The 14,607-nt window shown below is 43.5% G+C and carries 12 protein-coding genes; 4 read left to right on the top strand and 8 right to left on the bottom strand.

Annotated elements, in window-relative coordinates:
- Window positions 1-26 precede the first annotated feature (26 nt).
- The 3 genes from phaC (at window position 27) to AC4MRV_RS05255 (ending at window position 3,814) form a co-directional block, all read left to right on the top strand.
- Complete coding sequence (phaC, locus tag AC4MRV_RS05265) at window positions 27-1,799, top strand: class I poly(R)-hydroxyalkanoic acid synthase (RefSeq protein ID WP_491186376.1); 1,773 nt, start codon at window positions 27-29, stop codon at window positions 1,797-1,799.
- A 157-nt stretch (window positions 1,800-1,956) separates the two neighbouring features.
- On the top strand, window positions 1,957-2,655 hold the full coding sequence (locus tag AC4MRV_RS05260) for an aspartate/glutamate racemase family protein (RefSeq protein ID WP_491186375.1): 699 nt from the start codon (window positions 1,957-1,959) through the stop codon (window positions 2,653-2,655).
- A complete protein-coding gene (locus AC4MRV_RS05255) occupies window positions 2,645-3,814 on the top strand; it encodes an MFS transporter (protein WP_491186374.1) in 1,170 nt (389 codons plus the stop codon). The genes AC4MRV_RS05260 and AC4MRV_RS05255 overlap by 11 nt, the downstream gene beginning before the upstream one ends.
- Before the next feature lie 58 nt (window positions 3,815-3,872).
- Here the strand turns inward: AC4MRV_RS05255 and AC4MRV_RS05250 are convergent, their stop codons facing one another.
- Window positions 3,873-5,117 carry an SGNH/GDSL hydrolase family protein gene (locus tag AC4MRV_RS05250; protein WP_491186373.1) on the bottom strand — a complete coding sequence of 415 codons (1,245 nt, stop codon included), beginning with the start codon at window positions 5,115-5,117 and terminating at the stop codon, window positions 3,873-3,875.
- 411 nt (window positions 5,118-5,528) lie between these two features.
- Between AC4MRV_RS05250 and AC4MRV_RS05245 the strand changes: the two genes are divergently transcribed.
- Window positions 5,529-6,968: an aerolysin family beta-barrel pore-forming toxin gene (locus tag AC4MRV_RS05245; protein ID WP_491186372.1), complete on the top strand. Its 1,440-nt coding sequence runs from the start codon at window positions 5,529-5,531 to the stop codon at window positions 6,966-6,968.
- Window positions 6,969-7,025: 57 nt separating this feature from the next.
- On the opposite strand, the gene AC4MRV_RS05240 is transcribed toward AC4MRV_RS05245, so the two are convergent.
- From AC4MRV_RS05240 to AC4MRV_RS05210, 7 genes are all read right to left on the bottom strand, one after another.
- Window positions 7,026-7,874 carry an energy transducer TonB gene (locus tag AC4MRV_RS05240; RefSeq protein ID WP_491186371.1) on the bottom strand — a complete coding sequence of 283 codons (849 nt, stop codon included), beginning with the start codon at window positions 7,872-7,874 and terminating at the stop codon, window positions 7,026-7,028.
- Window positions 7,874-8,302 carry a TonB system transport protein ExbD gene (gene exbD / locus AC4MRV_RS05235; protein ID WP_491186370.1) on the bottom strand — a complete coding sequence of 143 codons (429 nt, stop codon included), beginning with the start codon at window positions 8,300-8,302 and terminating at the stop codon, window positions 7,874-7,876. Before exbD ends, AC4MRV_RS05240 begins: the two co-directional genes overlap by 1 nt.
- A gap of 3 nt (window positions 8,303-8,305) precedes the next feature.
- Window positions 8,306-9,148 carry a tonB-system energizer ExbB gene (exbB, locus tag AC4MRV_RS05230; protein ID WP_491186369.1) on the bottom strand — a complete coding sequence of 281 codons (843 nt, stop codon included), beginning with the start codon at window positions 9,146-9,148 and terminating at the stop codon, window positions 8,306-8,308.
- Window positions 9,149-9,255: 107 nt separating this feature from the next.
- The gene (locus AC4MRV_RS05225) at window positions 9,256-10,728 is read right to left on the bottom strand and encodes a surface lipoprotein assembly modifier (protein ID WP_491186368.1); all 1,473 of its coding nucleotides are present in this window, start codon (window positions 10,726-10,728) and stop codon (window positions 9,256-9,258) included.
- A gap of 61 nt (window positions 10,729-10,789) precedes the next feature.
- A complete protein-coding gene (locus tag AC4MRV_RS05220; protein WP_491186367.1) occupies window positions 10,790-11,521 on the bottom strand; it encodes a Slam-dependent surface lipoprotein in 732 nt (243 codons plus the stop codon).
- Window positions 11,522-11,696: 175 nt separating this feature from the next.
- Complete coding sequence (locus AC4MRV_RS05215; RefSeq protein WP_491186366.1) at window positions 11,697-13,076, bottom strand: PKD domain-containing protein; 1,380 nt, start codon at window positions 13,074-13,076, stop codon at window positions 11,697-11,699.
- Between the two features lie 139 nt (window positions 13,077-13,215).
- Window positions 13,216-14,550, bottom strand: coding sequence for a PKD domain-containing protein (locus AC4MRV_RS05210; RefSeq protein ID WP_491186365.1), 1,335 nt, complete (start codon window positions 14,548-14,550; stop codon window positions 13,216-13,218).
- Between the last annotated feature and the right edge of the window lie 57 nt (window positions 14,551-14,607).

Here is a 14,607-nt window from a genome sequence, read left to right as displayed (position 1 = left end):
TTTTTTCCGATCCTAGGAGTAATACTATGTATCAAAACTTCTTTTCGGACTACCTTGTTAAGCTCCAAGAAACCAATCAAAAATGGTGGGAAGATCTAGAACAGAGCAGGGCAGCCGTTAACTCTCCCCTCAACAAAGCCATGCAGGAAGTCAATCTTGAAGATACCGCTAAGCTGTTTGAAAGCGCAGCGAATCAGCCCGCGGCATTGTTACAAATTCAGGCAGACTGGTGGCAGCAGCAGCTTCAGATTTGGCAAAACGTCGCTTTAGCAGGTAACTCGAATGATGTTATCGAGCCTGAACGAGGTGACAAGCGCTTTTCGAATGAAGAGTGGCAACAAGATGTGTTTTATAATTTCATCAAGCAGTCATATCTGCTGTTTAGTAAAACGTATTTGCAAACCATCGATAGTATTGAAGGCTTAGACGAAAAAGCGAAAGAACGTATTAGCTTTTTCTCCAGACAAGCAATCAATGCACTTTCGCCAAGTAACTTTATCGCGACAAACCCAGAGTTGCTTAAGCTAACGTTAGAGCAAAATGGCGAAAATTTGCTTACTGGCTTAGATCAACTCAAAGCCGACTTAGAGTCCAGTGCGGATATCCTAAAAATTCGTATGACTAACAATAACGCATTCAGGCTTGGTGATGATGTTGCCAATACTGCTGGCGATGTTGTTTATCAAAACGAACTGTTCGAACTTATTCAATATAAGCCTTTAACCGAGACGGTTAATGCGGTTCCATTGCTCATTGTTCCACCATTTATCAATAAGTACTACATTCTTGATCTTAGAGAAAAGAACTCAATGGTACGTTGGCTGTTAGAGCAAGGGCATTCTGTCTTTATGATTTCGTGGCGAAATCCTGGTGCTGAACAACGTGATGTCGAGTTTGGTGATTATGTAACTGAAGGCGTCGCAAAAGCGGTATCAGCTATTGAGTCAATCACAGGTCAAGAGCAAATTAATGCCGCTGGTTATTGTATTGGTGGTACTGTGCTTGCCAGCACGGTGGCTTATTATGCCGCTAAACGAATGAAGAAACGCATTAAGAGCGCTACCTTCTTCACAACCCTGCTTGATTTCTCTCAACCTGGAGAGGTTGGCGCATACATAAATGACACCATCATTGATGCCATAACTTTGCAAAATGATGCGAAGGGCTATATGGATGGTCGATCCTTGAGTGTAACCTTCAGCTTACTGCGCGAAAATAGTTTGTACTGGAACTACTACGTAGACAACTATCTAAAAGGTAACAGCCCTGTCGATTTTGATTTGCTTTATTGGAACAGTGACAGTACGAATGTTTCGGCAGCAAGCCACAGCTTCCTGCTTCGAGAGCTCTATTTGGAAAACAAACTCGTTCAGGACAAGGGGGTTAAAATTGGCGGAGTTTGGATTGACCTGAACAAGATCAAAGTGCCAAGTTACTTTGTTTCCACGAAGGAAGATCATATTGCTTTGTGGCAAGGTACCTATCGAGGAGCGCTAAACGTTGGTGGTAATAAAACGTTTGTTCTTGGAGAGTCAGGGCACATCGCGGGAATCGTCAATCATCCTGCAAAAGGGAAGTATGGCTACTGGACCAATGATAACTTAGATGATAGTGCGGATGAGTGGTTTGGCAATGCTAAACACAACGAGGGTTCATGGTGGACCCACTGGCATCAATGGTTAATGGGTTTTAACCCTGATGAACAAGTAGAGCCATTTCCTATAGGCAACGACGATTTTCCAGTTATAGACCAAGCACCGGGTAAGTACGTTAAACAAGTATTACCTATTAAAGAGTGATAATGTCACCACTTCGAAATCCCCTAACGTGAGTTGGGGGATTTTTTATTTCTGTCCATCTGTCCTCATTTTATATATGAAACACTTTGATATTATTTTGTTTGTAATGTGATTGTGAATTTGGTTAATTATTGTAATCAAAAAGGGAGAAGAGACGATGAAAACAGTTGGCGTCATAGGTGGCATGAGTTGGGAATCTACGGTTAGCTATTATCAAGGACTCAATCATGGCGTAAAGTCGGCACTTGGGGGACACAATTCAGCGCAAGTAATCATCAACAGTGTTAACTTTGCTGACATCGAGCGAATGCAGCGAGAAGGTGCTTGGAACGAAATGGCGGCTATCCTTTGTGGTATCGCTCAGTCATTAGAAAAATCCGGAGCAGATTTCGTCGTAATCGCGACGAACACCATGCACAAAGTCGCCTCTCAAGTCGAAGAATCAATTTCTATTCCTCTATTACATATCGCAGATGCTACTGGCCACGAGCTCAAGCGGCAAGGGATAACAAAAGTCGGACTACTTGGGACCTCATTTACGATGGAACAAAGTTTTTACAAGCAGCGTCTGACGGATAAGTTTGGTATTGAAGTCATAGTGCCGAATGGGGTTCAAAGAAAGCTTGTCCATGATGTGATTTACAATGAACTCTGTATGGGAGAGATTAATCGTCGCTCGAAGCACGATTACCAAACCATTATCGAGGAGCTAGCGATGAATGGAGCTCAGGGAGTTATCTTGGGGTGTACCGAAATTGGATTGCTTATTGATCAAAAAGATACAGACATAGCGTTATTCGACACTGTCTCTCTCCACGTAAACGCAGCGGTTAAAGAGGCGTTAAATGAATCGTAATGTATGGTTGCTTTCCGTTTGCCAAGCTCTTCTAATGACAGGGAACATTTTGCTTATTTCTGTAATTGGACTTGTTGGTAAAGCCCTGGCACCAGACTCTAGTATGATTACTTTGCCAGTCGCACTGCAGTTTTTAGGTCTAATGTCGGCAACAATACCAGCTTCTTTGATTATGGGTAAGTTGGGTAGGCGAGTTGGTTTTAGCCTAGGTAATGTTATAGGCATTACTGGAGCGAGTATTGCGACGTACGCACTTTCCATACAGCAGTTTACTCTATTTTGTGTCGGGACGTTTCTGCTTGGAATTGGCATCGGTTTTGGAACACTTTACCGCTTTGCAGCGATTGAAGTATGTGATGAGAGTGCGCGTCATAGAGCGATTTCAATTTCTATGGCAGGTGGAGTGTTGGCTGCTGTGCTAGGGCCGAATCTTGCGGTGTATTCACAACAATGGTCCCAAGATGGGCTTTATGTTGGCGCATTTATGGCGTTAATTGGGCTTAATATTCTGGCCTTATGCTTATTGCAAACCATTCAGTTTCCAAAACAGAGCCAGTTAAATGGCGCGGTTAAGTCAGACCCGTTACGTCATATTGTAGCAGCTCCAAATTTTATGTTGGCTGTTTTTGCCGCAATGGTAGCTTACGCAGTAATGAACATACTTATGACTGCTACACCATTAGCTATGATTGGATGTGGGTTTGACTTCAATAAAGCAGCAGGTGTCATCGAATGGCATGTGTTGGGGATGTTTGTTCCAGCGTTTTTCACTGGTCGTTTGATTGAGCGTTATGGGCCCCGAAGAATGATTCTTGCGGGTGGTGTTTTGTTTGTCCTCTGTATTGCGATCAATATCCACGGTCAGTCCATTTGGCATTTCACAACCGCATTAGTTTTACTCGGCGTCGGTTGGAACTTTATGTTTATCGCTGCTACAAGCCTATTTAGCCAATCTTACTTACCTAACAACAAGTCTAAAGCTCAGGCATTTAACGAGTTCTTTGTTTTTAGTTGCGTGACAATTACTGCGCTTCTATCTGGCTGGCTTGAATCAACCGTTGGCTGGGAAGCGATGAACCTATATGTGTTACCTTTCGTTATTGCGGTGATTGGGATGTTTGGTTTCTCTAACCACAAAGCTAAGCGTGCTACTGCTTAGGGTGGCATTAAAAAAGAAAAGGCAGGTGATTTACCTGCCTTTTTATATTTCTACCTAGTTAGAAAGGAAACTGATGGAATTGCTGAGCAATAATGTTATCAGCGATGTATTTATGTGCAGCAGTGGTTGGGTGTGTCACGCCCCAAAATACATACTTATCTGAACCATGGTATGCGCAGTCGTTGGTGAAACTGTGGCTATACAGGTAGTCGGCTGCCGAACTACGATTGATATTGAGACAAGCATCTGAGGCATTTTCAAATCCGTGTTGCTTTGGATTGCTTGTCATAGATTCAAACAGCTTATGAGCGTCATACAATGCGATGTTCATGCCTTGCTGTTGGTACAATTCTGCTTGCTCAACGATGAACTGGTTGAACTCGAATATTTTCGCGCGAACTAAGTTGATTTCTTCTTCAGTAGAATACTTAAACTGAGGAGCTTTAGTTGCGTCAGGAAGAGTTAACATGATCAAATGCTTAGCGCCGGCATCTTTCAGCCGAATTAGCGCACTACTCAAATCTGCTTTTACATCCGAAACTTCGCGATTGTAGTTCATGAAGTCATTGAGGCCGAACTCTAACGTAAACAAGGTTTGCGCGGGATCGTAGTTTTGGGCGATTTTCATATAGGTTAAATAGGATGTAACCTGATCGTAAATACCGGTTAATGCCACATATTGGTTGGTACCTGCCGCGCCCCCTACCGCCCAGTTATATAGGGGGAGATTCTTGTCATTCGCCAAGTATTCGGTCCAAACAAACCCGTTACTAAAGTGCCCTAGGAACCAAGAGTTTCTGTTCGGAAATACCCACTGTGAGCCGTTATATAAGTTCCCTGTATCAGAAAGACTGTCACCGAAAGCAACGACACGATTGATAGATGTCTTCCCATCCAGTTTATCGTTGGTCCAAATTGAATGATTATATGAAAAACGATTGTCTGCTGCGTTGTACAGAATATCAGCAGTGGAGTGAGTAACGCCTAATGTATCTTCACAACGTTGCTTGATTTCTTGTTGCGGGGTAGAAGTAAAGAACATGTTTTTAAATGAAACCGAAGACCACCAATAACCGTCAATGGTGAAATAGGAACCATCGCTATTTTCGGCCCACTCCCAAGTTGTGGACGGGTCATCATGGTTCTGCGATGGTCGGTACCAACAGCGAACATATGTGTAAGTTTTATCGTCTTGCACTTGAGAAGCGTAAGCATCGGTAACTGCTTCGGGGGTAGTAGGCGTATCATCTGCCAATAACGGGGAGGAGAGCAAAGCTGCAGTTAAATATAGTGAATGTTTCATATAATCATCTCTATCGTATGGTTTTAGAGTTATAACCCTAGCGCCATGTATCTCATGGCGAATGATTGGTGGTCAAAGGATAATTATTATGAATGTTTTAATTATTGAATGAAGATCAAATTATTAAAAGCAAAAGCGCGTTATAGAAAAATAATGATTTAAAACAATCTAAATTAGAATATTAAAAATAAGGTTTGTTTAAATTAATTTTCGCTAATGTATTATGTTGGTATTTTTAAAATATCAAAGTTTAAGGCTTGGATACAAGTGATAATAATATTATCTTGTTGCACCGTGATGTTAATTCACTTTATGTTATTTGACGGTTTTTGTTATTTTCATGTTGATATAAAAATGGGGTTGTCGTGAATATTTATTCGTAGACTGTACCATAATATAAAGGACAAAAAAGTGAACAAAATAAGAACAGCAAAGATCTCAACACTTACATTTTCTATTCTAGGCGCATTATTTAGTGCCCAATCTCATGCTGCAATTGATATTCTTGATGTGAAACTGCAAGGCCAATACTGTAACAATGGATTCAAACCAATCACTGTAGAGGAAGCAGGGCTAATTAAGTCCGACTTAGTGAGCCGAATGGGTCAGTGGCAGATCACAAACTTATCTGATGGCTATGTCATTATGGGCTCCGGATATAACGGTAAGATAAAACAAGATAGATTGGCAGGGTCAACCTGGTGTACGTACTTGACGCCTCCGGACCACAGCATCCCCAATTACGCTCCTCTAAAATTGGACGAGAACGATGAAGCTTACACAGAGTGGTACTTGGTCAATAAAAGCGAGTTCTATAAACCGTTATCACTACTTGCGCATTACTTAGGCTTTGGTTGGTCTGGCGGTACAGGCGGTCAATATGTCGGCGATGATATGCTGATTTCCACTGATGGCGAAGGTACATATCGTGTTAATGCTAATGATAGTGGGTCGTGTGATGGATATCGCTGTAAAGACAGACTAAAAATGACAGTGTCTGACTTTGAATATCACATAGACCCTGAGACATTTAAAGCCGGCCAAATCACTCAGTCTGATAGGGAACTTATTGGTAGACGTTCTGAAGTGGTTACTAATGAATCTGATCTTGAACAGCAGTATCGAGTGACGTTTAAATATGAGAAAACAACCAACTGGTCCAAAACTGATACCTACGGTTTAAGCCAGAAAGTGACAACCAAAAACAAATTCCAATGGCCACTAGTCGGCGAGACTGAACTATCAATTGAAGTGGGCGCAAACCAAAGCTGGGCGTCAACAGATGGGGAAGGTGAAACTAAAGGCATTTCGAATACTATCGTGGTGAATGTTGCGCCGAACACCAAGCAAGAAGTATTTATGGAAGTCTTTCGTTCATCAATCAGCTACCCATACTCCTTTGGGGCTGAGTTGAGTTATAAGGTTGCGATGAACGGATTTATGCGTTGGTCTGGCAATGCATTGAGTTACCATCCGGAGGATAGACCAACCTACACTGCAGAGTGGGTGATCGGAAGAGCGGGAGGAAAGGCAAAAGACCTACGCTATCAATATGAACACCGCAATATCCCGGCAACTAGTAATGAGTGGGATTGGCCATGGATGATTCGAGAATATGGTGAAAATAACGTCCGTAGCGTTTTAGGACAACTGTTAAGACCGATTGAAACGGATATTACAGGGCAGTTTTTTGCTGAGTCTTCATTTGGTTCGAATGTTCGTTATGGTGAGACAATTCCTCTATCTACAAGAAGCAAGCGTTCGACTAATTATTCAATGACGGACGAAGAGCTTGAAGAGAATGGAATAAAGAACTTTACCGTTGAAATAGAACCAATGCCAAAGCTATAAATATTAAGGCGCGACTATAGTTCGCGCCTTTTAATTTTTTGTTAAACTTATTTCATATTAGAAGGAGAAGTTAATTGGCAGTGTTATTTTTATTTTATCCCCACTAATTGAATCAGGCGGAAGTATTAATGGTTGCGCTCGATAGACCAGATCAATCGCTTCTTTATCGAGAGATTTTGTCCCTGAACTTTTTACTAATATTACGTTGATTACATTGCCTGCTCGGTCCATTGTGAATCGAATGACAGGCATACCTTGCTTCCTAAGCCGCTTGGCTTTTCTTGGGTAACGCTTTTCTCGCTCTAAATGAGCATGTAAAGCCTGCTTCCAACTTATATTTGCAGCCTTGCCTTGCTCAGATAACTGTCCGGTGCGCGGCGCACTTAGTTGATTTGCAATGACGTTTGTTTGGAGTTTTGTCGTTGCTTGTGCTTTTTGGTTTATAGCGTGTTGCTCACTCGCTGGTTTCACATTCTTACGGGGCAGGCTGAGTTCGGGTTTGATTTCTTTTTTGATGCTTTTCTTTGGCTGCTTTTTTTGGGGTGGATTCTCTCGTTTGGGCGGTAACGATACGGGGGTTGGTCTTGGGGATTCGACAACAGGTACCGTAGGTTCAAAATCTTCAACGACCGATTCAATCGGTGGCTGCTGTGGTTGTTGAATTAACTGCTGTTGGTCTTCTATTGCAATTTTGCCTTCAAATAGGGACTTCTTTGCTGCTAAAGGAGCAACGATTGATACTGTTATAGGGGCTGCTTGTGGAGGCGGAGTAAAGTCATATTCGGGCGTCCACATGTACGCGACAATAGCAAGTAGATGAAAAGCAAAACTTACCAAAATGGCCATCAACAACCAACGAGAAGTGTCACGTTGCAGCGGCAACCTAGGATCAGCGAGTAGACTCATTACGTCGACTCCGCAACGGCTTCGACGCCCACTAGAGCAATTTGGCTATAACCAGATGCGACGAGCGCGTTCATAATGGTCATTAAGTCTTGATAGTTCAGTTCTTTATCAGCTCGAAGAAAAATACGTTGCTCTCTACTATCCAGCATACTATCGAGGTGGGATTTTAAGCTTTCAATTGTGGTAGCCTGTTCTTCACCTAGAGTAATACTTAGGTCTTTACCGACAGTGATATAAAAAGGCTTGTCTGGTGGTGGGCTTTGTTCTGCCGAGGATGACGGGAGATCTACCGGAACATTCACTGTTGCCAGAGGTGCTGCGACCATCACGATGATCAATAGCACCAGCATAACGTCAACAAGTGGTGTGACGTTGATGTCATGGTTCTCTACCATTTCATCATTATCAGAGGAAATATTAAATGCCATTATTTACCCCACCTGCTTAAGTTCAGGTGTTGATGAGTGCACTTTATTTCTGTCTAGGTCTCGGCTCACTAAAACCATAGTGGCTGCAGATACATCAGATACAAGTCCTTTGTATTTAGCAATAAATCGAGTGAAATAGTTGTACATCATAACGGCTGGTATGGCAGCAACTAAGCCAATCGCTGTCGCTAAAAGTGCCTCTGCGATACCCGGAGCAACAACAACCAATGTAGTACTCTTAGCTTTCGCTATGCCTATGAATGAATTCATGATTCCCCACACTGTACCGAACAAACCAACAAATGGACTTATAGATCCAATCGTTGCCAAGATCCCTGTTAAGGAGGTCATCTTTCTACCCAGTTCAGCCTGTACTCTTTCTAACCGCAACTGTACACGTTCTTTTATGCCATCATCGGTCGCGTGACCTCGTGAAGACATATAGAGTTCGTGCTGCGCAGCTGTGATTAGCGAAACTTCATTGCCCTTGGTGTTTGACAATATAGCTTCAGCGTCGGAAAGGCTTTCACTCACCACTAAGTTAGCCAGCAGTTTTTCTGTTCGTTTATTAGCCAGAACCAATTGAACTTGCTTGGTTATAAATACTGCCCAACTAACAACGGAGGCAAACAGCAACGAGAGCATCACTGCTTTAACTACCCAGTCTGCTGCGTGATACATGCCCAATGGGGAAAGGTCATGGGTGATTAGAGGATTTGATGGAGGAGCGATCTGCTGCTCAATTATCGAGTGGTTATTAGAAGCCGAGGTACTGTGGGCGTTAGCCTGATAAGACGTTGTCAGTATACAAAATACCGACGTTAGACGAAAAAAAAGCGTATTCATTGTCGTTGCTCATTGGTGATATTTGGCAGCAAATGTCCATTTGCTGCCTTGTTATAGTCACTACACCGAATGAGAATGACAAAACCGTAATGGTTAGAAGATAAAAGTTAAAATCTTTTTGCTAGCTTAAACGTGACTTCATTTTGCTGATAGGTATAGAGCCAATCTACGTTGCTTTCTACTCGCTTATGAGTCCAACTCAGAGAGGGACTGATGCCGTATAAACTGACAGCAGGCGATGACAGGATCAGGGTGTAGTTTTGCTCTTGGTCGTGGCGCTTCTCATCCAACAGAGCACTAAATGCTTGATAGCGCCGATCTCTAAATGAAGCGAAAACACTAATATCAATCCATGGATTTAGTTTTTTGTTAACGCCTAGGCGAGTGCCGAATACGTGATAGGCATGCACACTTTGCTTATTACGTTTGTCCGTCCAGTCGACACCACCGAAAAGTAACCATTCGTTTGACGTTTGGTACCAGTAAGTGGCCAGGGACGAGAATTGCCAGTCGGTTTGATATCTGAGCTGGTTGGGTAAATAGTCTTGATATTCTGCTTTCGTTTCAAACTTAATTGCACTGCGACGATTTATTGTAGCCAACCAATCTAATTTAATCGCTGAACCTAGGTAGAGTGTTTTTCCAGCAAATCCATTGTATTCAAATTGAGGTGACAATGAGACTCGGTGAGCTTGGCTGTGAAAGCTGTACCCGATAGAAATGCGAGAAGTGTTCTCGTTATAGTCTTCGTTGTGGCGGTATTGGCTGCCGTAGGTTTGCCCTTGCACTAACACACCATGGTGTCCGGACAAAGAATAACGTTTATTTAGACTCGCCTCATAATCATGCCCATAAGCACTTTCTTTATCGGGGGTCACTCTGTCTATAATGCATTGACCAATGTTGTCACGTAAAAGGCAGGTATAGCTTTCAGATGAGCTGTTTAGGTTATCGTTAAAAGAAGGGCCTAAGCTAAATGAGCCTGTCCAGTCATCTCTAGATTGCAATGCCAAAGAGAAGGCATCAATGGTTTTACGCACACCTTCAGATCTGGGATTGTCTTGTGGTAATGAGAGAGCGATTTCATCGAACAGTTTTTGCGCTTGATTATTTTTGTTGTTCTCGAATAAGACTCGCGCGAGTTCGAGTTTTGCAGGCAGAAAGTCGTTATGGCTGGCGAGTAAGGCTAGGTATTCTTGTTCAGATTTAAGCAACTCTCCTTGTACACGGTAAAGGCCTCCCTGAGCATAGTGCAATAGTAAAGGGTCAGCTTGTTTGAACTGCCGATACAGAATAAGCAGCTGTTCTACGTTGGTCCATTGATGATTCTTTACCGATAGGTAGAGCGCTTGAGCGACTTGATTTGGGTTAGTGAGATCGATGTTGATAGGCGTGATTGATTGAGTGCTGAGTTGCTCTCTTTCGCGCTCTTCTTCTAATATTTTGTTTTCTTTCTGCTGCGCGGTTAAGGCATCCTGTTGTTCGATTCTTAAACGTGTATCCTGAGTATTAGCGTGAAGCGTTGGCGAGAATGGTGCGAAGCATACAATAATTAACGAAGCTATGTATTGGCGGCTCATCAAAGGTTCCAAACAAGAAAAAAGAAGCAGCCGACGCTGCTTCTTAACAAGGACTCAAAAGTTATTTCTTTTCGCCACCGAAGGCTGTATCTAGGTCGCTGTTTTCAGTAAACGTTGCGATGCCCGCTAGTGATGCTGCATTAGCACCGAAGAAATGGCCTTGTGAAGCACCCTGGGTTGTGACTCCAGCTTGAGTCGCTTCTGCAGTACCAGCAAATGAAGCAGTTGCCGCATCAATGTTGCTGTTTACTTTAACGGTTAGCGCTGCATTAGACATATTGCCAGTCAATGTTTGCGCACCAAAATCAGCGTTGATCGTACCTGTAAGTTTGTTCGAACCACTAAACTTGTTGATGCCTGTAATGTTGTATGAAGCAGTGCCGCTGGTCGGAACAGTGGTACCCGCATCGTTACCGATGTAGTAAACAGTGCGGTTGTTGAAGTCTTGGTCTTGTTTGCCTTGGTACCATTCTCCAAACCAAATATCTTGGTTAGCTACTTGGACAAAGTTGTAGTGTGAAGAGCCAAAATGTTTACTGCCAGATGTATGTACGCCCTCATTTCGGTAATCGCTACTAAAGACATTACCTGCTAGGCCTTCAAAGTCGACAGTTTTGTCTGCTGCTGAGCCAATACCTGCTTTTCCTTTTGAATGGAAAAACGGTACCCAAATTTGTGATTCACCAACTGTGCGTAAAGAGTCGTCGCTAATTGCACCGTCAAAGCCCGCGTGTGCAACTGAGCTAAGGCCTAGAAACGCTGCGGCAATCCATGAAAGTTGAATCGGTTTCATTTTTTATTCCTTTTGATTTGGTATTTAACTAAATAAAAGAAACCTAGCAAGCGATCCGGTGCGCGCGACAGACAGCTCGCTTGGTTTCATTAGGTATACCGAAGGTGGGTTGAAAACCCGTAACAAAAATAAAAAAACGCTCAACTGAGTTGAGCGTTTTGAAAGGATTTCAATGCTACCGGCTGATAAAGTGGTAATTTGAGGTGACACGTTCAATCATTGTGAAATCGTTGGGACCACTTAAGCTCCAAGCAAGAGCAAACGAAGGGCGGGCTTGCTCACCACTAGTAGGAGGGGCGAGTAGCCGCAGTGTTTCTTTGGTACCTGCGGCAATAACATAGACATCGTTTTGGCGAATCGTAGCGAAGTCGGTTTTTATCACGGGTAGTACGATATTATTGTCGTCACCAATGGAAGTGGCAGTAATAGTAATATCTCTACCGACAGCTTCAAATGTGTAACTACCCAACTCATAATATTCAGGAAGAGCGCCACTATCTTCGGACTTATCAATCGTCTGGTTCTGTTTAAATGGCAACAGAAGCGGCATATTGGTTTGATCAACAAATACTTTAGCGTGCGGCCCATCAAGTGGGGCTACTCTGACGTAAGTGGCTCGGTAGGGAAAATCGCTAAATTCGCCGTCACTGACCTCAACGGTTACAGCAAACTCACCACTCACATCTGCGACGTAGCTGGTGACAGGGGCTGAAGGATCATCGATAACGGCATTTGAGCCATCGGGTTTAACCGTAAAACTCCATTTATAAGTGATTGGATCCGAGTTCGGGTCACGACTTAAGCTTGCATCTAACGGTATAGTCATTCCTTCGATTGCGAGCATTGCAGGGCCAACTTGAGCAATCGGAGGTAAGTTCTGATAGTAGAACGAGACTGTTGTCGTGCCACTGACGCTCTCGTACCCATCGGTTACAGTCACTTTTACCTCATAATCGCCGATCGTATCAGTAGAAATTCTTGGCAGACTATCGTTGGGGTTATCGATGGTGGGTAGGCTCCCTTCTGGTTGGTTGATGATTTCCCATTTGAAATAGAGCTGGTCGCCGTCAGCGTCTTTAGCCCATGAATTGAGCATGTGGGAGTTGGCTAAATTTTCGCTATGGCCGGGTGTTAGATTGATTGTAGGTGGAGAGTTGTCTTCTCTGGTGACTGCAACAATCTTAACTTGATTTGGTCGGCTGGTAGTTTTTCCATCATTGACGGTAAGCTCCAACAAGTAAGTTCCGATTTCGTCTGCGACAAAGCTTGGGCTAACCGCTTTATTATCATCGAGCGCTGTCGAGCTCTGGTGTGGGGTAGACACGAATCGCCACTGGTAGGTAATAAGGTCTTTATCGTAATCGACACTGGAAGTGCCATCGAGTTGAACTCGGTCTCCTTGTTTTACTTGCTGATTAATGCCTGCAATCGCGATGGGGGCTTGATTGGCTGCTAGGTTCGTGGTCGATTTGTCTGCGCTTCCGGAGCTGCCATTGCAACCAGCTATAAATAGCCCTGCCGAGAGTAAGTAAGCCACCTGAGTTGTTTTGTTCATATTAGAATCCATTACCAATGTCACTCCAACCGATAGTGAGGAGAGAAATTTACTTTCCTCCTACACCGAATGAGTTGGTTAAACCCGTAACAGAAAACAAAAAAAAGCGCGGATATCCGCGCTTTTCAACGAGTAAGCTTTAATTGGAAGTGAAGACATAACCAATACTTACGTAACGCATTTCATTCAAATTGAACGTGATTGAGTATGACATCTTTGACTCTTGGCCCGCTGTCGGCTTAGCCCACATTTTGGCGCGGACTTTATCTCCAGCGTAGACGGTTTCTCCTTTTTCAAGTCCTGTGACTTTGCCTTCAGTTACGCCTTTAGTATCTACTACGTAGAAGTCTTCTATCGGGAAGTCTTTGCCTTTTGCTTCGACAGTAAATTCGCCGAGTAGAATGTATTCTGGTGCATCTCCTTCGACAGTTTTATCCACGGTAAGCTGATGAACAATGAAGCCTATGCTTTGGGGCTCTTGGTCGCCCATCACAAATAACAGATCGCTCGAGCCTACATCTGTTGCAGTTATTCTTACGTAATCAAGGTTGCTGCTAAATTCACCATCAGAAACCGTTAATGCCACGACATAATCACCAATGATATCTGGGGTAAAGTTTGGTTGAGCTTGGTTGGTGCTACTAAGCTGAGCATTACTATTTTCAGGCTTAGAGATAAACTCCCAGTTGTAGGTTAGCGCGTCATTGTTGCCATCGAAGCTGCCTGAGCCGTCTAATTGAGCTTGCGCGCCAAGTTCAAAGCTTTGAGAGCCACCAGCATTTGCTACGGGAGAGACATTATCCGCTGTGTATTCAAATGTGATGTCTTTTTCAATCGTTTCGTAGCCGTCATTTACCGTTAAGCGCAACGTATATTCGCCTGATGTGTCGGTTTGAAACTCGGCACTAGAATTTGCGCCACCAGTCAGCTTTAATGTCGCATTGTCAGGCATCGAGGTGAGTGCCCATTGGTAAGTTAGAATATCGCCATCGGCATCATAAGCATTGGAATCAAGAGTGATGCTTTGACCTAACGCCATTTTATTAGGTACGTCTACCATAACTACGGGTGGTACATTGTTAGCTTCGTCACTGACATGAATGTTGTAAGAAGTGCTCTGGTTGAGTTCTCCAGCTGTTGTGGTGAGCTCGATGGTATAGTTACCCGTCACGTCTGGTGTAAAGTAGGGAGCGACCGACGTTACATTATTAAGCTCTGCTGCGCTTCCATCTGGTTTAGTTGTTATCGACCAAGCATAACTCAACATTGTGCCAGCATGGCCTTTACTGTGCGAACCATCTAGGCGGACGCGGTCCCCAACTTTAGCGTTGCTACGAGCTGCGATGATTGCATTGCTGCTGGTCTTGACCGATGGTGTTTTATCAGATGAGTCAGAGCTACCACCACCTCCACCACATGCAATTAGTGCCGGGATAGAGAGCGCGAGTAAGGTCCATTTAAATGTTGACTTCATTGAGTTGTTCCTAGTTATTCTGAGTCTACTGTGTAGGTTTTGACGATTCAGTAGAGT

Source organism: Vibrio sp. (genome assembly GCF_984391705.1).
Note: the sequence above shows the minus strand (reverse complement) of the source record. Positions and strands in the feature narration are given on the sequence as shown.

Coding starts and splice junctions, on each gene's coding strand:
- phaC (WP_491186376.1), top strand. CDS start 27: ATGTATCAAAACTTCTTTTCGGACTACCTTGTTAAGCTCCAAGAAACC.
- AC4MRV_RS05260 (WP_491186375.1), top strand. CDS start 1,957: ATGAAAACAGTTGGCGTCATAGGTGGCATGAGTTGGGAATCTACGGTT.
- AC4MRV_RS05255 (WP_491186374.1), top strand. CDS start 2,645: ATGAATCGTAATGTATGGTTGCTTTCCGTTTGCCAAGCTCTTCTAATG.
- AC4MRV_RS05250 (WP_491186373.1), bottom strand. CDS start 5,117: ATGAAACATTCACTATATTTAACTGCAGCTTTGCTCTCCTCCCCGTTA.
- AC4MRV_RS05240 (WP_491186371.1), bottom strand. CDS start 7,874: ATGAGTCTACTCGCTGATCCTAGGTTGCCGCTGCAACGTGACACTTCT.
- exbD (WP_491186370.1), bottom strand. CDS start 8,302: ATGGCATTTAATATTTCCTCTGATAATGATGAAATGGTAGAGAACCAT.
- exbB (WP_491186369.1), bottom strand. CDS start 9,148: ATGAATACGCTTTTTTTTCGTCTAACGTCGGTATTTTGTATACTGACA.
- AC4MRV_RS05225 (WP_491186368.1), bottom strand. CDS start 10,728: ATGAGCCGCCAATACATAGCTTCGTTAATTATTGTATGCTTCGCACCA.
- AC4MRV_RS05220 (WP_491186367.1), bottom strand. CDS start 11,521: ATGAAACCGATTCAACTTTCATGGATTGCCGCAGCGTTTCTAGGCCTT.
- AC4MRV_RS05215 (WP_491186366.1), bottom strand. CDS start 13,076: ATGAACAAAACAACTCAGGTGGCTTACTTACTCTCGGCAGGGCTATTT.
- AC4MRV_RS05210 (WP_491186365.1), bottom strand. CDS start 14,550: ATGAAGTCAACATTTAAATGGACCTTACTCGCGCTCTCTATCCCGGCA.